Genomic DNA, 20947 nt, shown 5'->3' with positions numbered 1-20947 from the left:
AAATAGCTATGAGCAAGCAACCTTCTAAATGGATAGTACTTCTTATCCTTTCTTCTTCGGTCTTTTTATCTGTCATTGATATATTTATTGTCAATGTGGCTATACCCACTATCAAAAAAGGAATTCATGGCACAGACGGTGATATACAACTTGTTATTGCATTATATCTGCTAGGCTACGCTGCATTCTTAATTACTGGCGGCAGGGCAGGAGATTACTATGGTAAAAAGAAAGTATTTATCTTGGCGATGCTCTCCTTTACTTTCACTTCACTGCTCTGCGGAATCTCTCAAACGGCTTTTCAATTAAATACGGCACGTTTTTTTCAGGGAATCAGTGCTGCTTTCATGGTACCACAGGGTATTGCTTACATTCAGCTGATTTTCCCTTCTCATCAGGAACGGATTAAAGCGTTAGGAATCTATGGAAGTATAGCAGGAGCCGCATCTGTGATTGGTCAGTTTTTAGGTGGGATATTACCAGATACTCATTTCTTTATTGCAGGCTGGCGCTTAATTTTCCTGATTAATCTTCCATTGGGTATAATTTCAGCCCTTCTGGCTGCAAAACTATTGAAAGATAACACTGTAACAAAAACTGGTGAATTTGACTATTCAGGTGTAATCCTTTTGACCGTAGCCCTGGTTAGTTTGATCTATCCTTTAATCCGCGGAGCGGAATTAGGCTGGCCCTGGTGGAGTATAGTCTTGATAGGGGGATCAATTGTCCTGCTGTTTATCTTTTTATATGATCAAAAAAGAAAACTTCTCCAAAGAAAAGAGCCACTGATTAATGTCAGGTTATTTGGTTATAAGGACTTCAATATAGGTCTTTGTGCAGTCTTGTTTTATTTCATGGCACAAGATTCTTATTTCCTGATCAATGCGATCCTGTTACAGACCGGATTTGGAATCAGTTCTTCAGAAACAGGTGTTTTCTTTGTTTTTCAAGGGATCGGTTATGTGCTTGCCTCGGTTATAGCAATAAGGTTGATCCCGATTTATGGAAAAAAGGTCTTGCAATGTGGTGTACTGATCATGGTCACAGCCTTGGTGCTCCATATCTTGTTTTTTAAATCGGCAGCTGTGAGCCGGATGATTTTTTTGCCTATATTATTTATTTACGGCACAGGCTGTGGCGCTGTGTTACCTTCTTTACTGACTATGGCGCTGAAAAGTATTCCGCCGAAATTTGCTGGTGCTGCCTCGGGAACTTTTTCTACTTTTCAGCAAACGGCAATTGCATTGGGAATCGGTATAGTTGGAGGGATTTTCTTTTATGTATCAGGAAAAGCTGGAACACATCAGGATTATCTATCCGCTTATCAAACAGCTACTATAATCAATATAATCTGTTTAGTATTGGTTAGCTTTTTTCTCTTTCTCTTACCAGAAAAAACCACCACCTGCAGGAATAATCAGACAAATAAGTAAAACGTTTTAAAATAATCCATAACAAAAAAGCAGGTAGTTTGTTAACTCTAACAGCAAGCTTTTTTGTTTGCTGGAATCATAAAATTATAGTAGTTTGGCTTAAAGAGATTGCAGATAGGTTTATTAACCAGGCCTGAGCAGTTTAACCTAAACAAAAAAATTAACGGCGGGATAAGGAACTGGGAATCCCTTTGTGAATTAGTAAAATGGAGATTATTAAAGACATTTATAAATTAGTAGGAATTGTGAGGCATATAGACCTGTTAAGGCTGGAAGAGGGCGCTAAACAATGTCTGAATCAATTTAATATTAGTTTTGAAATTATCAATGCCCGATCTTCCTCATTGAAAGTAAAAACCCGGCAGTGGAAATGTAAATCCGGTCATCCTGCAGAAATCCCAAAACTCATTGCTATCACCCAGGATCTTTTTGAAAGATTTGTAGTGAATGTACCAGTAACAGTTCATCCTATAGCTTATACACCCGCTGTAGTAGATGAGGTTGAACCGCTTTGGATCAGTGATAAGATGCTGAATATGGGGATCACAATCAAAGATATTCTCCGCGACACAGGTGTTGACAGGTTAAGTCTGACTGCCTGGATTGAAGGACTCCAGCCTATGAGCCAGGATGTTAAAGCAATGTTTTTCTATTACTTCGAGAGTATACAACTGCGAAAAAATCCACATCCCAGCCTCAGTACATTTAACGAACCCTGTTACAATTGATTTCAACTCCTTAAAACACACAACCTTTTCTAGTTGAGCAGAAGAGATTTGGATGGTATGGTTAAATTGTTAAATTTGAGTTAACCAAATATATCCCGATGCCTAAACCTGCTGCAGACCTATCTCATCTGATCTGTGAGATAGCTTTATATGATAGTGAAAATGCCTATGAAAAGCTATTTAAAAGCCTTTTTCCTGCATTATATCGCTTCTGTTATTACTTGTTAAAATCAAGAGAACTGGCAGAAGAGGTGGCAAATGACGTGATGATCACCCTTTGGAAAAACAGAAAAAAATTACCAGAAATACAAAATATTAAAGTTTATAGCTTTGTTATTGCGCGCAATCTTTGCCTGAATATTTTAAATAAACATTCCAAAAGAGAACTGATCTTTTTGGAGGATATTGATATACAAATCGTGTTAGACAGCCTGAACCCCGAACAGATCCTGATCAATGACGAGCTGAAAAAGAAACTAGAACAAGCTACCGAAGCATTGCCAAATAAATGTAAGCTTGTTTTTAAGCTTGTTAAAGAAGATGGAATGAGTTATAAAGAAACAGCTGCGATTCTGAATATCTCTACAAAGACCGTTGATGCCCACCTGGTCACTGCCGTAAAAAAATTGACCGCTGTTCTTAAAGTCGAATTCAACCTGATGTAAATTTATTTATTTTTTTTTATTCCAGACTAGGGAGTTTTCTGATATATATTGTCTTATCTACACTAACCAATATAAAACTCTTGCGGCGGTCTTTATGAAAAGAAGCAGAATTATAGAATTATTAGCTCGTAAAATGGCTGGTGAAGCGACCCCATATGAATTGGAGGAGCTGAATACGCTCATTGATAGCTATCCTGATTCTGTTTATTATGAAGAAGTACTTAAACAAATCTGGCTTAACAATGAAGAGGATGAAGCAGATCTTCCGGATGTAGACCGCATTTATCAATGTCACAGGTTACGGTTTTATGATGAGCTGACTACGCCTGTACCAGAGGAACCAGTTCCATTCTTTCGTCAATATAAAAACTTATCTATCGCAGTTCTAGCTTTATGTTTAGTTTTCTTTGCTGGCTTATTTTATATCCACAGCAATGAACAGGATAATTTCAATACGCAGCTGATTGCAGGAAAAGGGGTAAGAAAAAAGGTGAAACTTCCGGATGGTACTTTAGTCTGGCTGAATTCGGATAGCAAATTAGCTTACCATTCAGATATTAATCAGAAAAAGACACGTATAGTACATTTAACTGGTGAAGCTTTTTTTGATGTAGCCCATCATGAGTCGCAACCATTTATAGTGCGTACCGATAAAATTGCAATCAAAGTATTAGGCACTGCATTTAATGTGAAGGCATATCCTGTAGATCAGAAGTCTGTAGCTACGCTATTACGTGGTTCTATTGAATTATCTGTCAATGAAAGGCCACAGCAAAAAATCATTTTAAATCCTTCCGAAAAATTTGTGCTGGAAAATGGTCAGCAAGGGGTACTCAAAATGGATGATCATGACATTACCTTAATGATTGAACATATCGTGCCTATTCATATTGGAGGCAACGAATATATTGAAGAAGTTTCCTGGAAAAATAATACGCTGGTATTTCACAATGAGTCATTTCAAGATTTAAAGCCAAGGCTGGAACGCTGGTTTAATATCAAAATTCACCTGGGTTCATCCAGAGCAAAATCCTATCGCTTTACCGGAGTCTTTAAAAATGAGAATATTAAAGAAGCCCTGACAGCTATGCAGTTAATCAAACCCTTCACCTTTAATCTTAGCGCACATGACGTGACCATCTACTAAAAAAAGGGAGTAAATGCGCCAACATTCCCTCCCTTTTCAACCTTCCAACCCGTAATGTAACAAACGGTTTATCAGATTTTTAACTTTGAAATTCACAAATCTATGAAAAAAAAAGGACTGTGCAATAAAGTTCTATGCGTCCACTTTTCCCAAAAAAAACTAATATTAATGCTAAACTGGATCTTTGTTTTGTCTTTTCTCTTTTGTTTTCAGGTATCTGCCAGCAGCTACTCTCAAAACAAAAAGATTGATTTAAACCTTCAGCAAATAAAACTAAAGGATGCTTTAGTTATTCTGGAGCGTAAAGGGAACTTTCGTTTACTGTATAGCGAAGAAGATCTCCCGCTGGATAAAAATATTACCCTGATGCAGAAGGACATCCTGGTCTTTGATGCACTGAGTTTTCTTTTGAAAGGCACTGGTTTGAGATTTCAGTCAATGGAAGATGATCTGATCATTATCAGACCTAAAAATGGGGCTGCTGCTGATATCGTGGTCAGAGGGGTAGTAACGGATGAAAAGGGCGGAGGAATTCCCGGAGTCAGCATTAAACTTAAAGAAACGACTGCCGCCGCGACTACTGATGTATCAGGTAAATACAGCATTAAAGTTCCCGACAATGGGGTACTGGTCTTTTCTTACCTGGGTTACAATACACAGGAAGTTCCGGTTAATAACCGCCCTGTAATTAATGTCAAACTACAGGAAAATAGCCAGGCATTAACCGAAATCGTTGTGGTTGGTTATGGTACACAGAAAAAAGCAGTGGTATCCGGCGCTGTAACTTCTGTAAAAGGTGCAGAGCTGGCCAAAACACCGAACGTTAACTTGTCTAACTCTTTAGCCGGCCGTTTACCTGGGGTAACTGCTTTACAATCAAGTGGAGAACCGGGAGCTGATGGCTCTACCATCAGGATTCGTGGTGTAAATTCATTAGGAAATAATGACGCCCTGATCGTTATTGACGGGGTTCCAAACCGCGCGGGTGGTTTAGAAAGGATCAATCCTAACGACGTAGAGAGTGTATCGGTACTGAAAGATGCTTCGGCGGCAATTTATGGATCTCGGGCAGCAAATGGCGTAATTTTGATCACAACTAAACAGGGTAAATCTGGTAAGCCACAACTTTCTTATGATTTTAGCTATGGTTTGCAACAGCCTACCAGAACACCTAAAATGGCCAATTCAACACAATACGCTGAGATTTTAAATGAACTGAATATTTTTGGTGCAGATTTACCAGTAGACCAATGGAATGCCGCATCGCAGGCATTTAAAGCTACAGGCTCTTATAAAAGAACAGATAATGGGAATATATTGTCGGCTGTTTATCGTCCTGATGAAATGCAGAAATTAAGTGACGGTTCCGACCGTTTGCGTTACCCGAATACAGACTGGTTCAAGACTACTTTAAAGAATTGGTCACCTCAGCAAAGACACAATTTGCAATTAACAGGCGGCGCAGAAAACATCAAATACCTGGTATCATTAGGCTATCTGGATCAGGATGGCTATTATAAAAAATCAGCTACCGGTTATAAGCAATATGATTTAAGGATCAACCTGGAAGCCGCAGTAAGTAAATATGTAACTTTAACTTTAGGGATTACTGGCAGAGAAGAGGCCCGTAATTATCCAACAGTTGGTGCTGGTGATATTTTCAGAATGCTGATGCGCGGTAAACCTACTGAACAGGAAGTCTGGCCAAATGGATTACCAGGACCGGATATCGAATTTGGCTATAATCCTTACGTGATAACCACAGATCAGACAGGTTACAATAAAGACCAACGTGATTACTTTCAGTCTACCGGTAAGATTGATATTAAAGTACCAGGTGTAGAAGGGCTGAAAATTACCGGTACAGCTTCTATTGATAAGTTTGCGGGAAGACAAAAAAGATGGCAAACACCCTGGACATTATATTACTGGGATAAAAAATCTTTTGAGGCCGATGGTATTACGCCACTGTTGAAAGGATCTGTGCGTTCGGAACGTACTGATGCAAGTTTAAATGAGACAGCAGGAGCACAACTTGCAATCAATTTAATGGGAATGGCTACTTATGATAAAAAAATAGGAGACCATACTTTTAACCTGATGGCGGGAGTAACCAGGGAGAAAGTTAACAATGATGGTTTTAGTGCAGCACGCAGGTATTTCCTGTCTACGGCCCTGCAACAATTGGTAGCAGGAAGTGATAGAGAGCAAACTGTTGGAAACCCGACAGATGGACCTAATAATTTATTCAATAGAGCACGCTTAAGTTATTTTGGAAGAGCAGGTTATAATTACAAAGAAAAATATCTGGCAGAGTTTTTATGGAGAGTTGATGGCTCTTATATCTTTCCTGAGAATAAAAGATTTGGATTTTTCCCGGGAGTTTCAGCAGGGTGGAGAGTGTCGGAAGAATCCTTCTTTAAAGACCATGTAAAGTTTATTAATAATCTAAAAATCAGGGCTTCTTATGGCCAGATGGGTGCTGAAGCTTATTTCGGCGATGCTTTGGCTGAATACCAGTATCTCAATACAATGGGCTTTGGAAATTATATCGTTAACAATCAATACAGCCAGACTTTAGTAGAGAACCGCGTGCCTAATTTGGATTTCGGGTGGGAAGTAGCCAACAATGCGAATCTGGGTTTAGATGCTTCGTTTTTAAATAACAAGCTAAGTTTTGAATTCGATTATTTTTATAATAAAAGAACTAAAATCCTGATCAGCAGAGGAAGTTCTATTCCGGGCAGTTCTGGAATCACTGATAAATTACCTCCTGTGAACCTGGGAAAGGTAAATAATAAAGGGTTTGAATTTAAATTGAGTTACAATGACCATGTTGGCGAATTGAACTATGGGGTAAGTGTAAACGGTGGATATTCTAAAAACAAGATCATTTTCTGGGATGAAACACCAGGCGCACCTTCGTGGCAGCAATCTACTGGGATGCCAACAGGTACGGATTTGATTTATGAGTATGCAGGGGTATTTAAGGACGACGCGGAAATTAAAGCTAATACGATTAATTACAGTGCATTAACAAACAAACTGCTTCCTGGAGACATGAAATTCAGAGATGTTAATGGGGATGGCAAAATAGATGGGGACGACCGCATCAGGTCTGATAAAACCAGCACACCAACTTTTACAGGTGGTTTTAACCTGACTTTACAATATAAGAACTTTGACTTCTCTGCCTTGATACAGGGAGCCAGCGGAGGTGTTCAAATTGTAGGCCTTACAGAGTCAGGTGACATTGGAAACTTCCTGGACTGGTCTTATAAAAACCGCTGGACAATTGAGAATCCCAGCAGTGAATTCCCTCGTTTGTCGAACCGCGGTAAAACTTATTATACAGACTTTAACAACGCAGGCAGAAATACTTATTGGCTGCGCAGTAATAATTATGTCAGACTGAAAAATGTAGAGATAGGCTATACTTTACCATCAACATGGTGCAAAAAATCCGGTATTAGTGCGCTAAGAGTATATGTTAACGGCTTGAACCTGATTACAGTGGATAAAATTGGAATCTGGGATCCGGAATCAACAAACTCCAGCGCACAGTATTATCCACAGGCAAGGGTAATCAATACAGGGATCAAAGCCACTTTTTAAACTCATTATCTATAGATCTAAACATATGAACCAGATATTCAAAAACACTTATATATTACTAACCACCGCATTGCTGGTCTCTTTTTCCTGCGGATGTAAAAAAGATTTCCTGACCGTAACTCCGCCTACTCAAATACCTTCGGAACTGATCTGGAAAGATCCGGCGCTGGCACAAGCCTTTGTGACAGAAATTTACAATGGCTTAGGCAATGGCGGTTTTCCAGAACAAATGTTGTCTTCTGTGACTGATGAATCTTTATTTACACACCCAAACAGGGGAATTGATTTGGTGAATGCCGGAATTATTAATCCGACAACTTTAGGTTGGGTGGATGATACCTGGGCTTATAACAAAATGTATAACCGGATCAGGTCTTGTAATATCACGATCGAAAAATTATCAGGAGCCGATAATGGGATTACAGATAAAAATGTGAAAGACCAGTTATTGGGTGAAGCACACTTTTTAAGAGCTTATTTTTATCATCAACTGACACGTTTTTATGGTAGTGTACCATTGATTACTAAAGTTTATGCGCTAAATGAGGACTATGCAGCGAAACGGGCAACTTATGAAGAGTGTGTGAATTTTATGGTCAAAGATTGTGATGATGCAATTAAGGAGTTAACGGGAAAGTCTACGCAAAAGGGAAGAACTTCTGCTTTAGCCGCAATGGCGTTAAAGTCAAGGGTACTTTTATATGCAGCAAGTGATTTACATGATTCACCGACTGCCAGATCAAAATCTAAAGGGGTTATTTCAGGCTATGCCAATCCGGAATTTCTTGGATATCTGACAGGAGACCGGATGCAGCGTTGGAAAGCAGCGCAGGATGCAGCTAAAGCTGTAATAGATGCAGGTACAGGTTACAAACTGTCTTTCAGCGAAAAATCATCTGTGAAAGACGGTATCAGTAATTATAAAAGCATTGCCATGGGCGGAGAAAGTAAAGCACCGGGTATAGATGCTTCAGCAAGTTCAGAACTGATATTTGCGCGGTATTTTATTGACCGGAGTGATAACCGCTATGCACGTGCGAATGGTCCGAATGGCTATCATAACTGGGCAGGTAATACACCCATTGGTTTAATGGTGGATGATTACGAAATGACAGACGGGACTAAATTCAGCTGGGCAAATACAACGCAAAAGAGTGCGCCTTATCAAAATCGTGATCCACGTTTTTATGCTACTATATTATATGATGGTGCCGAATGGAAGCCAAGGGATAAAGTTTCTGGAAATGTCGATCCTGCGAATCAGATTCAGACTGGTGAATATGATTTGAAAGAGGGTAGCAATGTGATTAATTTTAAAGGTTTGGATACCCGCGGAAGTTCTATTGAAAACTGGAATGGAAGCTGGACCGGCTATTATATGCAGAAATTTACTGATCCGGATCCTGCTATTGTGGATGCTTCAATGCCGCAATTTGTGCCATGGCCTTTTTTCAGGTATACAGAAGCAGTGCTAAATTATATTGAAGCCAGTATTGAATTAGGACAGACTGACCAGGCTATTGTTTGGTTGAACAGAATCAGGTTCAGAGCTGGTATGCCGGCTGTCAGCTCAAGTTCACCAACTGAGTTAAGGGATATTTACCGCCACGAACGCAGAGTGGAAATGGCTTATGAAGAACAGCGTTATCATGATACACGCCGCTGGATGATTGCCGAAGAAACATTAGGCAGACAGCCTACTTATATCAAAGTTACAGGTAAGTTCAAATCCGGGCAAACCATGTCTGCGCCTTATCATTACGATCCTTCAGTTTACGACTATACCTATACGCCAACTGTTGAAACTGCTCAGGAGAACCGTAAATGGGCAGAAAAAATATATTTCAGACCATTTGAACGTGATGAAGTTTTTAAAAATAAAGAGTTAAAACAAAACCCCGGCTATTAAATTATGAGCGTTAAAGTATTATTTACAGTTCCATTGCTGCTGAGTGCATTTTTTTCTTTTGCGCAAGAGAAATCTTATACCCAGCAAATTGAAGGCACCAAACTAAGTTTCACCATGCAGGCTATCCCCGCGGGAGAATTCCTGATGGGAAGTAAAAAGGGAAAAGCAGATGAACTGCCTTTACACCGGGTAAAACTGGATGCTTTCTGGATGGCAACTTTTGAGCTGACCTGGGATTTGTATGAGCCTTTTTTGTATAAGGATTATGAGACTTCTCATAGTACGGGGCCTGTACCTGCAAATGTAGATGCGGTAACCAGGCCCACCAAGCCTTATCTGGATATGACTTTTGGAATGGGAAAGGAAAATCATCCTGCACTGGCAATGACACATTACAATGCGATACAGTATTGTAAATGGTTATATGCCAGAACAGGGGTGTTTTATCGCTTACCTACAGAGGCCGAATGGGAGTATGCTTGCAGAGCGGGGAGTACTACTGAATATACTTTCGGGGAAACTGCTGCCGGATTGAGTGATTACGGCTGGTTTAAGGAAAATAGCGGGGGTAAAACTCATGCTGTCGGACAGAAGAAACCAAATCCGTGGGGCTTGTTTGATTTATATGGAAATGTAGCTGAATGGACATATGATCAGTATGCGGCCGATTTTTATGCGGCGCAGCAAAATGGAGTTGCGGTTAATCCTGTAGCTGCTCCGTCAAAATTATATGCGCATGTGATTCGCGGAGGTTCTTATGAGGATACCCCGTTAGATTTACGTTCAGCAGTAAGACTGGCTTCAGACCCGGTTTGGAAACAACTTGATCCTCAGATCCCAAAAAGCAACTGGTGGTTTCCTGAAGCTCCATTTATTGGAATGCGCTTAGTCAGACCTGTAAAGACACCTGCCAAAGCTGAAATCACAGCTTATTACGATCAACCTGTGATTGCCGATTATTAAACACAATGAACAACCAAATAGAACCTAAAAAGATTTTACTATGAACAATGAAGAATTGCGTGAAAAACGCCGTGAATTTTTAAAGTCCTCGGCACTGATTGCCGGAGGTGTATTGTTAAATCAATTCACTTTTGCAGGCGGACACACTTCAACTGATGATACGATTAAGATTGCTTTGATCGGTTGCGGAGATCGTGGAACTGGCGCAGCTTTCCAGGCTTTGAGCACGACTCAGAATGTGAAGCTGGTGGCTATGGCCGATGCTTTCCAGGATAGAATGGACAATAGTTACAAAGTCCTTTTTGATAAATTTAAAGACAAAGTCGATGTCCCTAAAGAACGTCGTTTTATAGGATTTGATGCTTATAAACAGGCTATTGCCCTGGCAGATGTAGTTTTATTGGTGACGCCTCCGGGATTCAGACCTGGACACTTTGAAGAAGCGGTTAAACAGGGGAAACATGTATTTATGGAAAAACCTGTAGCAGTGGATTCACCGGGAATCCGCAGAGTACTGGCAGCAGCAGAGATTGCCAAACAGAAAAAACTGAATGTCGTGGTAGGTTTGCAGCGCAGATACCAGGCCAATTACAGAGAAACGATGAAAAGGATACAAGATGGGGCGATAGGTGAAATTTATAGCGGACAGGTATATTGGAATAGTGGTGGGGTTTGGGTTAAGAAACGTGAGCCTCAGCAAACTGAAATGGAATATCAGATGCGGAACTGGTATTATTTCAACTGGCTTTGCGGAGACCATATTGTAGAGCAGCATGTGCATAATATTGACATTGCCAACTGGGTAAAGGGTGCTTATCCTGTTTCTGTGCAGGGGACCGGCAGCCGTGCCTGGAGAACAGGGAAAGATTATGGGGAAATTTATGATAACCATGCAGTAGAACTAACTTATGCGGATGGAGCTGTGATTTATAGCCAGTGCCGCCACTTTGAAGGAACTGAGAACCGGGTGGATGAAACTTTCCAGGGCACTAAAGGCCGCACATATTTATCGGCAGGAAATCATGGGGTATTATGGGATCATAAAGGGAAAGAAATATTCAGTCATCCGACTAAAGGAAATAAAAATCCTTATCAGACCGAACATGATGAATTATTTGCCGCAATCGCTAAAGGAGAGTTTAAGTTCAGTGATGCAGAACGCGGAGCTAAAAGCTGCTTTACTTCAATTATAGGCAGGTATGCTACTTATTCTGGTCAGACCATCAAATGGGACGATGCTTTGAAAGCAGATAATAGTCTTTTCCCGGCTGAACTCAACTGGAAGGCTAATCCTAAATTGATGCCTGATGAGAATGGATTATATCCAATTCCAACGCCTGGAAAAACCAAGGTAATTTAATTATAAGCAGTGGTTTTTATCCATAAAACTATGGTGATCGTTGTATTGCTGTTGCTTTCCTTCTTTGTACAAAAGAAGGAACAACAGCAATACACTTTACATGGTTACGCTCAGGGAACTGATTATTCCATTAAATATTTTGCTGAAGCTCCTATAGTGAGTGGAGATGAAGTGGATAGCATCTTGTTAAAAATAGATTCATCAATGTCTTTATACCAGCCTTATTCTTTGATTACTAAGTTTAATAACTCTATTAAAACTTTAAGTATAGATACTCATTTTCTGCGCGTGATCAATAAATCATTTGAGATTTATAAGGCTACTGATGGCAAATTTGACATTACTGTAGCCCCGCTGGTTCAGGCCTGGGGTTTTGGGCCAAAACCAATTGCTGTGTTCCCGGATAGCGCCAGGATTAAGGAGTTGCTGAAAAATGTGGGAATGAATTTGCTCGGAGTTCAGGGGAATAAGCTATTTAAAAAGCAGCCGGGTGTACAGATTGATCTCAATGGAATAGCACAGGGCTATAGTGTAGATGTGGTCGCGGATTACTTGCTGTATAAGGGTATCCGGTGTTTTGTGGTAGAAATAGGCGGTGAGATCAGGATGAGGGGGCCAAAACCTGATGGAACTGCACTGCGGGTCGGTATTGAAGGACCAGCATTGAATGAGCAGTCAGAACCCCAGCTCAGGCATGTCATTAGTTTTAAGGAAGGTGCAGTAACAACTTCTGGAAATTACCGGAAGTATTTACAGGCTGGTGGAAAAAAGATCTCTCATTTGATTAATCCGAAAACAGGCTATCCGCTGGATAATCAATTGATCAGTGTGACTATTTTTGCCAAAGATGCTTTAACTGCTGATGGGTATGACAATGCGGTTATGGCAATGTCCGTAGAACAGGCGTTGGCCTTTGTGAGTTCGAAGAAAAATATGGAAGCTTATTTAATCTATCACCGCAAAGATGGAACCGTTACAGACACGCTGACTGCCGGATTTAAGAAAATGATCGTAAATTAACAGCAATAGCTATATGAATCGGTATAAAACATAACAGTTCACATAGCAACAAAAACACAATATAAAATAGCTTAACCATTTTAATATGAACAGAATAGAATTTTTAAGAAATAGTGCAATTGCAACGGGTGCGCTGATTGCAGGTTCTTCCGTGACCGCGGTAGCTGGCTCTTCAGAAAAAGTGCAGATGCTTACTGGAAAAACATTTAACCTGGATTATGCGCCACATCAAGGCATGTTTGCCCAGCATGCTGGTAAAAGCTTTCTGGATCAGATTCAGTACATGTACGACCAGGGGTTCAGGTCCATTGAAGACAACGGTTTTTTAGGCAGACCCTTGGCAGAACAAACAAAAATTGGTGATTTACTCGCTAAACTTGGGATGAGAATGGGTGTATTCGTAGTGGATGGAGGCGATAACTGGAAAACATCGCTAACCACTGGTAAAAAAGAATTCAAGGATAAATTTATAGAGACTTGCCACCGTTCTGTCGAAGCTGCAAAACGCTGCAATGCGAAATGGGTAACTGTAGTCCCTGGATTCTATGAACGTAAACTTCCTTACGGAATTCAAATGGCAAACGTAGTAGATGCCATGCGCGCAGGTGCAGCGATTTTTGAGCCACATGGCCTGATTATGGTATTGGAAACTTTAAGTGACACACCAGAACTATTTCTGCAGCAGACACATGAGACTTTTAATGTTTGTAAGGCAGTCAATAGTCCATCCTGCAAAATACTTTTCGATATCTACCATATGCAACGGACAGAGGGAAATCTGATGATCAATATAGACCGCTGCTGGGAAGAGATTGCCTACCTGCAGATTGGTGATAATCCAGGAAGAAATGAACCCGGAACTGGTGAAATTAACTACAAAAATTTATTTAAGCACCTGCATCAAAAAGGATATAAAGGAGTGATGGGTATGGAGCATGGCAATTCAATAAAAGGCAAAGAAGGGGAGTTGCGTGTTATTCAGGCCTATAGAGAGGCGGATAGCTTCCTGTAGGAAATGTTCAGGTTTTAAAGTAAGTTTGGCCTATGGATTTTTTACACACGATTCTGGGGCCGGATATTAAAGCTGGATTACTGATTATTTTAAACCTGATTGTCATAGAAAGCTTGCTCTCGGTGGATAATGCTGCAGTGTTAGCCACCATGGTCATGGATTTACCCAAAGATCAACGTAAAAGAGCCTTGAAATATGGAATTATCGGTGCTTATGTATTTCGTGGAATTTGTTTATTTCTTGCCGCCTGGTTAGTTAAGATCTGGTGGTTAAAACCATTGGGAGGGCTATACTTATTGTATCTTGCTTTTGATTTTTTCAGAAAGAGAAAAGCGAAAAATAATGCGCATCTGGAAGAACAGATTGATAAATCAAAAAGCTGGTTTTACAAAAACACAGTCGGTTTGGTTGGAACATTCTGGGCAACAGTTGCGCTGGTTGAGGTCATGGATTTAGCATTTTCGATTGACAATGTATTTGCAGCTGTCGCTTTTACCGATCACATTTACCTGATTTATATTGGTGTATTTATTGGGATTTTAGCCATGCGCTTTGTGGCACAGGCATTTGTCAGATTAATGGAAAAATTCACTTTTCTTGAAACTGCTGCTTTTACTGTAATTGGTGTGCTGGGTATTAAACTTACCTCATCACTTTTGACACATTTTTTCCCTGAATCATCAATCACACATTTAATAGAGAGTGAAAAAACAGACCTTTTTGTGTCTATCTTTACAGTAGCCATTTTTGTGTTGCCCATTGCCTCCTCACTATTGTTTAACTTCCCTAAGAAGAGTAAAACACATGAAGAAATTGAAAAAGAAGAAGGAAAATCAGCTTTTGATCAGGATTAGCAAGGCAACAAATAAGCTTAAATCAAAAGTAAAGGTACACACCCAGATGAATCTTCTGGATAATCCCAGATCACGGTAGTAGTAAAATTCTTTCTTTTTATAATTGCTAAGATAATAGCCAACTATTCCGAGTGTAATGACTTTGAACCAGATAATTACAGGCTGGAATTCTACACCCATAAATTGATAAGCTATTATACCAATTAAAAAGAGGATCAAAGTGGTGGCCATTAAGCCGAGGTACGAAGTAAGCAAAAGCCTTAAAATTTTCAGGGTTTTCATAATAGAGCGAGATAGATGCTTAAATATAAATAATTAAATAACTATCCTGACAACTAAAGACGTAATATTAATGTGATTTCCTGATTTTTTTCCGGGGAGAAGGAACTTGATATTCCTGTTCTGGATAGATGTTCCACTCGTCCAGGGCTTGCTGCAAGATTCCCAGTGTAGATTCTTCCATATTGACCAGAGCTGTTTCAGGCCACAGGCTATTATCCAGTATCTGGACATGGTGAGTCTCCAGAATTGAGCATACCTTTTCCAGGTCCGGCTCTTCAATCCCATGATATTTGATGATGAAATTCATTTTTGAGGCATAACGTTTTCATAAATTTAATCAAAATATTGATTAAAAAGTATACTGAAATTTTTATGTGGTAATTGGCCACTTACGTATTTTCACCACGTTTAAGTATTTATACGTACGATAAAACCGTAATTTACACCTATTGATGGGATGGCGGCTAACAGATACTTTAGTATCATGCAAAAATACACCTATATCGCAAACGTCAATGAAATGAAAATTACATTAACGATTAACAATGCAACGGCAGTTGTACCACTTTACCAGGTGTTTACCAATGGTAGATTAGTGGGGTGCTTACTGAAAGAAACGAAAGAAGAAGATTTAGTCTGGAGCGGAACCACATTGCTAACACAAAGACTAGCCTTAGAGATTGGCGATTTCATTAGAAGGACTGACGAATTCACTTGTTAAACAGGGACCACTCCAGAACTCATAAAGTGATCCCTATTTAATTATTTTGTAGCTGCTGGTGGCTGTAACATACCTTTGCCTTCGTAGAGGTTTCCAAACCCCAGCGCTTTGATATTGACAGAAAGGTATTTCACCATTTCATCTGCTCTGGTTTGATTTCTTGGTAAATTAAGCAGGTCAGGATTACCAGCCAGTATCCTCGCTGCCATACCTGTTGCCGCAGGACAAGCCATACTGGTTCCATCCATCACTGCATATAAGTCGTTCGGATAGGTAGAAATGATTCCAACTCCAGGCGCAGTCAAATCAGTTTCAGGGCCAATATTGGAAAAATCAGCTATAAAATTAGCTACATCTGTACCGTAAGACTCTTGTACTGAGCCGCTTTCTACACTATCTGTTGGAAAGGTATTGAGCCTGCCCATCGCAGAAACCGCTATACAAAGACTGTCATTGGCCGGGAAGCTTACCGGACTTCTGTTGTCATTTCCATTTGCCGCAAAACACACAATTCCGGCATTATAAGCTTCTTTAATATAACTTGTAATTCCTTCATCAACCTGTGATTCTCCAAGGCTCATATTAATCAGGTCACATTGGTCTGTTATGGCTTCATTGATTGCTTTCATGATGTCAAAATTCGAAGCACCGCTTCCTTTCGGGAAAACACGGTAACTCATAATTTCTACTCCAGCGGCAACACCATTCAAACCACCGTAAGCGCCAATTATTCCGCCCACATGGGTACCATGACCTTCACCATTATCCTGGTAGTCAGTTTCTTTTTCGCCCCTGACCAGGTTTTTACCTCCTGTAACTTTCAATTCATGATGAGGGCCAACACCAGTATCAATAATTCCAACACGGACTTTTTGTTTGAGTTTAGGCAGCTTGGCGGTATCATAAAAATATCTCAGGCTATCTTTGAAGTCTAGCTTGATGGGTACAAGCTGAATGTCAAGGGTGGCACCCAGCTGCACATCTTTTTTAAAATAACCCCAATAGCTATGGTCTGCATAAATATAAACCCGTTCCGCAATGCTCTTATCCAGATTTAAAGAGATAGTTCCCTGTGTACTCGTGACTCCGGAAGCTCCTTTACTCGCTGCAAAATCTGTAAAAAGGACCACTGTAGCATTCGGAATACCTTTGCCTTCGGGATCTTTAATCGTTACGGCAACTGCAGTTTTTATTCCAGCCTGCTCAATCTGGATCAGTATTCTTTTCGGTGAACAAACTGCAGGATTATAGAATTTCTCTTCAATAATCCTTAATCCAGGGTAGGAGAAACGGAAATTAGCCAGCTCATCAGCATTGATTCTGATCAGCTTCGCGCCTTGTTTTTCAATAGAATCCAATACGACAACAGGAATGTCATCACTTGATTTTTGGTGCATATTTCTGCTGGCCAGACTAACTGTGGAAGAATGTTCAACAGAATTACTGAGCATGGTCAGAAACCTGGCTACATTTGGGCTGTCTTGTTTGGTAATATTGGTACGAAAGACGGGGAGCAGAATGTAGTTTTTCGAAGCAAAATTGTTCTTTTTCATAAGCAAGAGGATTTAAAATTAGTTGAAGAAGTAATATTTACCACCAGGTGGCATTGAAGCGTCTTTTCGTTTTGATGGTTTGTCTGAAACCAGCCTTAGCCGCGGCAGGAGGATCAGCTTTTGTGCCTAATACCTGGTTTGTACCAGTTGCAGTTGCATAAATCAGAAAACCATTTAGCAAGGCAATAAAATACCTGGAAATCTCATTTCCGGCAGACCGTGTTAATAGCGCAGCCGCAAAGGAAATCAGAATAGAGACCAGCAATGCAAGCCATTTCGGATTAAAATCGAATACTTTCTGGATTGTACTGCAAATAATATAAACTGCACCGGTAGCACCTGCTAAAGTACTCAGACTGGCAGTGGTGAAAAAATCTCCGGGAATACCTGTAGCATGTAACTCTTGCATAGCGATAAGGATTAAATAAAACATTAAGTTTCTATTTCGCGAAATCTCTGGACATAATTGAGCTGAAAGAATATTTAGCAACGATACCAAAGGAGAGCCGTTCATGGAACTGGTCTGTACTGTGGAGGTTGTTAAACACATCATTTGACTGCAAGTAAAGGCCGCCTGCAAATTTGCCTTCACTTTTATAAAAATTGATTGCGGTACCCGCCTGGAAGACCTTATTAATCTCCTTCTCCTGCAAGGGCAAAATGATCCGTGTATACAAAGTATTCCAAACCAACCGGTAATCGTCGCTGACCCGGCCGTAATACAGTGCATCAGTTTTTATATTTACCCTGTTATAAGCCATATAGCCACCTTCGTAAGCACTGAGCTTAGTTTCTGTTGACAGCTCTGAATTATTCGCTGTAGTCGTGTTTTTCAGTGTGTAACTGGTCAGGGCTAAAGAATCAAGATTATTATAGCGCTCATAACCTAAAGCAATACCAAATACCCAGCGTGGTGCATACTCATAATTTAAGCCTATATCTACAAAACCACCTCTGAAGCTGACCTTTTCAAATCGTTTGGACAGGGAAGGGGCATCTTCTGGTTTATATAACCTGAAATTATCTGCATTCAGACCTGCATTGATATAAGTGGTCAGAGATTGGGTATGCCTGGTTTCCCTGTCAGCCTGGATTTGTTGATTTAATAGCTTAATGGCATTAATGGCTGTCTCATTTTTATCAGGGTTTGCGTCTTCAATTTCTTTAATCCTTTGTAACAATTCAAGCACAGTAGTCTGATAGCTTTTTCTTAATCCAATAAAAACACCAACTTTAGATTGTGGTGTCAGTTTACCGCCATTAAAAAGATCAGCTATGCCTTCTCTGTTATTTCCACTGGCAGACAAGCCCCAAATAATTTGTGAAGGTTTTTCTATAGCCAGTTTCCTGAAATTATTCCATGAAGCAGCTAAAGCTGCTTCGTTCAGGTTAAATGAAACATTCGAATTTTTAGTGATGATAGCAGATTCCCCTTTTGCATCTTCAGCAATAATTTGCGCGCCAGCCCTGCCAGACAGGACTATACTTAACAGTAACAGCAGATAAAGCGTTTTCATAGCGTTATTTCGTAAGTTTATTATAATCAAGATTCCCTTTTGCGTTTGTATACACTTTGATTGTATTTGAGGCCAGCGGTACACCATCAACCAGAATGTCTAAAGTCCAGAAATCACCAGACAGGCCGCCCGCATATAGGGTAATCTGCAAGCCACCCTCTTCAAGGAGACATAAGTACTTTTGAGAACCTTTGGTGGAAAAACTAGCAGGGTCGCTGTCCTGATCTCGAGCCAGGTCAATATTGGTATAGCCGATATGGAAACCATTTTCAAGAAATACTACATTGGAAGACTTTTTCAGACTGTAAGTTACAGCAACAATTTTCCCCGATTTGCCCTTGGCAGTAGGAGAAAGCTTGAAAAATTTCATAGAGTAAGTTGTTAGTAGTCAGTATCAAGATAAGGATTTATAAATATTAATTACACTAATTAGAAATAATTTTCTCCACCAAATTGACAGGTTATACACATGTTTTTAAAGCAAAAAAGAACATTTAATGAAAAATCATATTAGCAAGGCTAAAACTTTTCTTGAAATCAACTAAAGGAGCGAATTCGCGGCGAATTAAACGAAGCAAAAGAAAATATATACTTAAAAATAGCGACGAAAACAATAATTATTATAAATATTGTAACTCATCTTATTATAATTTGAGTTTAAAGCTGCTTATTATTATGGTATTCAATCGTTAGGGGTTAATTTTCAGCTAAAAAATAAATATAAATTAAACCTGTAGTTATACCACGATAAATAAGCACATCATACTGTAGCGCAGGTTTATAAACAATTGTTAAAAAATCAAATAAATTAAAACATTTCGCTAATCATTGGGTTTTTAGGGTATTCAGGCAAGAATAGCCTGATAAATTTTAACAGTTTAAAACAAATATCTTATGAAAAAATTTACTTTATGCCTGCTAACTGCAATCTTAGGAGTTGGCTTGTCTGCAAATGCACAAATCCAAAAAGGTAACGTAATGGTTGGTGGTAATCTGGCTAATTTAGGCTTAGATCTGAATGGTTCTAAAAACTTTAGTTTAGACATTACGCCGAAAGCAGCATGGTTTATTCAGGATAATGTAGCCTTAGGTGGTTACGTGAATTTAGGATTAAAAACCGTTAAGGATGGCCCGACTACAACAAACTACGGTTTTGGTGGTTTAGGTCGTTATTATGCTGGTTCAGACACTGAAGTACTTAAACATGGTCGTTTCTTTGGAGAGGCTACTGTTGGTTTTGGTGGTACAAACACAAGTAAAGGTGGTGCTAACACGAATGGTTTAGCATTCAGTTTCGGCCCTGGTTTTGCTTATTTCATTACACCTAACATTGGTTTAGAAACCTTGTTAAAATACAATGCGACAGCAGGATTTGGAAATACAGGTTACCAAAACAACCTTGGTTTGTCTTTTGGCTTCCAGATTTATCTGCCAGGTCAGCGTTCAATCAACAAAGTTAAAGGTGACGTAAAATAGTTTAAACCCTATGATAAGAAGCCCTGTTGTGAAAGCAACGGGGCTTTTTGTTTATAGTTTTTGCAGGCACCAGGTAGTCATGCAGCGCAGGTTCTGAACATTTGTAGTTTTAACAGGTTCATACAAATATCCGTTGAGCTCTCTTGTATAGTCCAGTAAAGTCTGTTCATTTACCAAAAAACGTTCTGTTCCGTCTGGTAACAAGTACCGGCCATTGCCTAAAGGACAAATCAGCTCTTCTATTCCGATATCAGAAGCTAATCTGGCAAAAAAGAAACCGCCTGGCTTAATGACCTTCCACATCGCCAGCAACATCTCTTTAAAGTGCATTTCATTTTTGGCAAAATGCAGCACAGCGCTGCATATCAGCAGGTCGAAATATTCTTCACCAAAAGGCATATCTTCTGCACTGGAAACCCTGAAATTAATTAAAGGATTCGTTGGTGCAAGACTCTCAGCTAAGGCTTTAACAGTATTTATAGCGGCAGGGTTGGGGTCTATTCCGTATACTTCAAAGCCGTTATTGAAAAAGTAAACCAGGTTACGTCCGCCGCCACAGCCCACATCTATTACTTTTTGACAATAGTTATAATGCCCTTTCAATAACTGATCAAAGAGATAAATATCTATGTTACCATAAAGATGCTGCAGAGAAGATGATGTCATTGCTGTATATTATTTTTGAAATATAC

20 protein-coding genes are annotated in these 20947 nt (G+C 39.7%); 13 read left to right on the top strand and 7 right to left on the bottom strand.

The genetic code is table 11. The features are described 5' to 3' along the window. Window positions 1–8: 8 nt before the first annotated feature. From ABIB30_RS00865 to ABIB30_RS00815, 11 genes are all read left to right on the top strand, one after another. A complete protein-coding gene (locus ABIB30_RS00865) occupies window positions 9–1433 on the top strand; it encodes an MFS transporter (protein WP_354298853.1) in 1425 nt (474 codons plus the stop codon). 206 nt (window positions 1434–1639) lie between these two features. Further along, on the top strand, window positions 1640–2161 hold the full coding sequence (locus ABIB30_RS00860) for a hypothetical protein (protein WP_354298852.1): 522 nt from the start codon (window positions 1640–1642) through the stop codon (window positions 2159–2161). A 98-nt stretch (window positions 2162–2259) separates the two neighbouring features. Beyond that, complete coding sequence (locus tag ABIB30_RS00855) at window positions 2260–2826, top strand: RNA polymerase sigma factor (RefSeq protein ID WP_354298851.1); 567 nt, start codon at window positions 2260–2262, stop codon at window positions 2824–2826. A gap of 94 nt (window positions 2827–2920) precedes the next feature. After that, window positions 2921–3973: a FecR family protein gene (locus ABIB30_RS00850; RefSeq protein WP_354298850.1), complete on the top strand. Its 1053-nt coding sequence runs from the start codon at window positions 2921–2923 to the stop codon at window positions 3971–3973. 168 nt (window positions 3974–4141) lie between these two features. Then, window positions 4142–7588 carry a SusC/RagA family TonB-linked outer membrane protein gene (locus ABIB30_RS00845; protein ID WP_354298849.1) on the top strand — a complete coding sequence of 1149 codons (3447 nt, stop codon included), beginning with the start codon at window positions 4142–4144 and terminating at the stop codon, window positions 7586–7588. A 25-nt stretch (window positions 7589–7613) separates the two neighbouring features. Continuing rightward, entirely contained in the window at window positions 7614–9497 is a 1884-nt protein-coding gene (locus tag ABIB30_RS00840) for a RagB/SusD family nutrient uptake outer membrane protein (RefSeq protein WP_354298848.1), read from the top strand. A gap of 3 nt (window positions 9498–9500) precedes the next feature. Beyond that, window positions 9501–10460, top strand: coding sequence for a formylglycine-generating enzyme family protein (locus ABIB30_RS00835; protein WP_354298847.1), 960 nt, complete (start codon window positions 9501–9503; stop codon window positions 10458–10460). A gap of 40 nt (window positions 10461–10500) precedes the next feature. Then, window positions 10501–11820, top strand: coding sequence for a Gfo/Idh/MocA family protein (locus ABIB30_RS00830; protein WP_354298846.1), 1320 nt, complete (start codon window positions 10501–10503; stop codon window positions 11818–11820). Window positions 11821–11850: 30 nt separating this feature from the next. After that, window positions 11851–12840, top strand: a complete 990-nt coding sequence (locus ABIB30_RS00825) for an FAD:protein FMN transferase (RefSeq protein ID WP_354298845.1) — start codon at window positions 11851–11853, stop codon at window positions 12838–12840. An 85-nt stretch (window positions 12841–12925) separates the two neighbouring features. Continuing rightward, complete coding sequence (locus ABIB30_RS00820) at window positions 12926–13852, top strand: hydroxypyruvate isomerase family protein (protein ID WP_354298844.1); 927 nt, start codon at window positions 12926–12928, stop codon at window positions 13850–13852. Window positions 13853–13884: 32 nt separating this feature from the next. Continuing rightward, window positions 13885–14706: a DUF475 domain-containing protein gene (locus ABIB30_RS00815; RefSeq protein WP_354298843.1), complete on the top strand. Its 822-nt coding sequence runs from the start codon at window positions 13885–13887 to the stop codon at window positions 14704–14706. Here ABIB30_RS00815 and ABIB30_RS00810 read toward each other — a convergent pair. After that, entirely contained in the window at window positions 14686–14988 is a 303-nt protein-coding gene (locus ABIB30_RS00810) for a hypothetical protein (RefSeq protein ID WP_354298842.1), read from the bottom strand. The two genes, ABIB30_RS00815 and ABIB30_RS00810, sit on opposite strands and share 21 nt — an antisense overlap. Before the next feature lie 67 nt (window positions 14989–15055). After that, window positions 15056–15295: a hypothetical protein gene (locus ABIB30_RS00805; protein WP_354298841.1), complete on the bottom strand. Its 240-nt coding sequence runs from the start codon at window positions 15293–15295 to the stop codon at window positions 15056–15058. A 177-nt stretch (window positions 15296–15472) separates the two neighbouring features. On the opposite strand from ABIB30_RS00805, the gene ABIB30_RS00800 reads away from it, so the two are divergent. Beyond that, on the top strand, window positions 15473–15709 hold the full coding sequence (locus ABIB30_RS00800) for a hypothetical protein (protein WP_354298840.1): 237 nt from the start codon (window positions 15473–15475) through the stop codon (window positions 15707–15709). Window positions 15710–15750: 41 nt separating this feature from the next. Here the strand turns inward: ABIB30_RS00800 and ABIB30_RS00795 are convergent, their stop codons facing one another. The 4 genes from ABIB30_RS00795 to ABIB30_RS00780 are packed head-to-tail and all read right to left on the bottom strand — an operon-like array spanning window position 15751 to window position 19149. Next, window positions 15751–17262, bottom strand: a complete 1512-nt coding sequence (locus ABIB30_RS00795; RefSeq protein ID WP_354298839.1) for a S8 family serine peptidase — start codon at window positions 17260–17262, stop codon at window positions 15751–15753. A gap of 37 nt (window positions 17263–17299) precedes the next feature. Further along, entirely contained in the window at window positions 17300–17671 is a 372-nt protein-coding gene (locus tag ABIB30_RS00790) for a hypothetical protein (protein ID WP_354298838.1), read from the bottom strand. 31 nt (window positions 17672–17702) lie between these two features. Further along, the gene (locus ABIB30_RS00785) at window positions 17703–18779 is read right to left on the bottom strand and encodes a hypothetical protein (RefSeq protein ID WP_354298837.1); all 1077 of its coding nucleotides are present in this window, start codon (window positions 18777–18779) and stop codon (window positions 17703–17705) included. Between the two features lie 4 nt (window positions 18780–18783). Continuing rightward, a complete protein-coding gene (locus ABIB30_RS00780) occupies window positions 18784–19149 on the bottom strand; it encodes a hypothetical protein (RefSeq protein ID WP_354298836.1) in 366 nt (121 codons plus the stop codon). Window positions 19150–19673: 524 nt separating this feature from the next. On the opposite strand from ABIB30_RS00780, the gene ABIB30_RS00775 reads away from it, so the two are divergent. Beyond that, entirely contained in the window at window positions 19674–20255 is a 582-nt protein-coding gene (locus ABIB30_RS00775) for a hypothetical protein (protein ID WP_354298835.1), read from the top strand. Window positions 20256–20306: 51 nt separating this feature from the next. Here the strand turns inward: ABIB30_RS00775 and ABIB30_RS00770 are convergent, their stop codons facing one another. After that, on the bottom strand, window positions 20307–20921 hold the full coding sequence (locus tag ABIB30_RS00770) for a class I SAM-dependent methyltransferase (protein WP_354298834.1): 615 nt from the start codon (window positions 20919–20921) through the stop codon (window positions 20307–20309). Between the last annotated feature and the right edge of the window lie 26 nt (window positions 20922–20947).

This window comes from Pedobacter sp. UYP1 (assembly GCF_040547305.1).
Classification (GTDB): Bacteria; Bacteroidota; Bacteroidia; order Sphingobacteriales; family Sphingobacteriaceae; genus Pedobacter.
The sequence above is the reverse complement of the archived record's forward strand: the minus strand, read 5'-3'. Positions and strand labels throughout refer to the sequence as shown.

What these genes read in the sequence shown, in the direction of transcription:
- ABIB30_RS00865 (WP_354298853.1), top strand. Translation starts at nt 9, where the DNA reads ATGAGCAAGCAACCTTCTAAATGGATAGTACTTCTTATCCTTTCTTCT.
- ABIB30_RS00860 (WP_354298852.1), top strand. Translation starts at nt 1,640, where the DNA reads ATGGAGATTATTAAAGACATTTATAAATTAGTAGGAATTGTGAGGCAT.
- ABIB30_RS00855 (WP_354298851.1), top strand. Translation starts at nt 2,260, where the DNA reads ATGCCTAAACCTGCTGCAGACCTATCTCATCTGATCTGTGAGATAGCT.
- ABIB30_RS00850 (WP_354298850.1), top strand. Translation starts at nt 2,921, where the DNA reads ATGAAAAGAAGCAGAATTATAGAATTATTAGCTCGTAAAATGGCTGGT.
- ABIB30_RS00845 (WP_354298849.1), top strand. Translation starts at nt 4,142, where the DNA reads ATGCTAAACTGGATCTTTGTTTTGTCTTTTCTCTTTTGTTTTCAGGTA.
- ABIB30_RS00840 (WP_354298848.1), top strand. Translation starts at nt 7,614, where the DNA reads ATGAACCAGATATTCAAAAACACTTATATATTACTAACCACCGCATTG.
- ABIB30_RS00835 (WP_354298847.1), top strand. Translation starts at nt 9,501, where the DNA reads ATGAGCGTTAAAGTATTATTTACAGTTCCATTGCTGCTGAGTGCATTT.
- ABIB30_RS00830 (WP_354298846.1), top strand. Translation starts at nt 10,501, where the DNA reads ATGAACAATGAAGAATTGCGTGAAAAACGCCGTGAATTTTTAAAGTCC.
- ABIB30_RS00825 (WP_354298845.1), top strand. Translation starts at nt 11,851, where the DNA reads ATGGTGATCGTTGTATTGCTGTTGCTTTCCTTCTTTGTACAAAAGAAG.
- ABIB30_RS00820 (WP_354298844.1), top strand. Translation starts at nt 12,926, where the DNA reads ATGAACAGAATAGAATTTTTAAGAAATAGTGCAATTGCAACGGGTGCG.
- ABIB30_RS00815 (WP_354298843.1), top strand. Translation starts at nt 13,885, where the DNA reads ATGGATTTTTTACACACGATTCTGGGGCCGGATATTAAAGCTGGATTA.
- ABIB30_RS00810 (WP_354298842.1), bottom strand. Translation starts at nt 14,988, where the DNA reads ATGAAAACCCTGAAAATTTTAAGGCTTTTGCTTACTTCGTACCTCGGC.
- ABIB30_RS00805 (WP_354298841.1), bottom strand. Translation starts at nt 15,295, where the DNA reads ATGAATTTCATCATCAAATATCATGGGATTGAAGAGCCGGACCTGGAA.
- ABIB30_RS00800 (WP_354298840.1), top strand. Translation starts at nt 15,473, where the DNA reads ATGCAAAAATACACCTATATCGCAAACGTCAATGAAATGAAAATTACA.
- ABIB30_RS00795 (WP_354298839.1), bottom strand. Translation starts at nt 17,262, where the DNA reads ATGAAAAAGAACAATTTTGCTTCGAAAAACTACATTCTGCTCCCCGTC.
- ABIB30_RS00790 (WP_354298838.1), bottom strand. Translation starts at nt 17,671, where the DNA reads ATGCAAGAGTTACATGCTACAGGTATTCCCGGAGATTTTTTCACCACT.
- ABIB30_RS00785 (WP_354298837.1), bottom strand. Translation starts at nt 18,779, where the DNA reads ATGAAAACGCTTTATCTGCTGTTACTGTTAAGTATAGTCCTGTCTGGC.
- ABIB30_RS00780 (WP_354298836.1), bottom strand. Translation starts at nt 19,149, where the DNA reads ATGAAATTTTTCAAGCTTTCTCCTACTGCCAAGGGCAAATCGGGGAAA.
- ABIB30_RS00775 (WP_354298835.1), top strand. Translation starts at nt 19,674, where the DNA reads ATGAAAAAATTTACTTTATGCCTGCTAACTGCAATCTTAGGAGTTGGC.
- ABIB30_RS00770 (WP_354298834.1), bottom strand. Translation starts at nt 20,921, where the DNA reads ATGACATCATCTTCTCTGCAGCATCTTTATGGTAACATAGATATTTAT.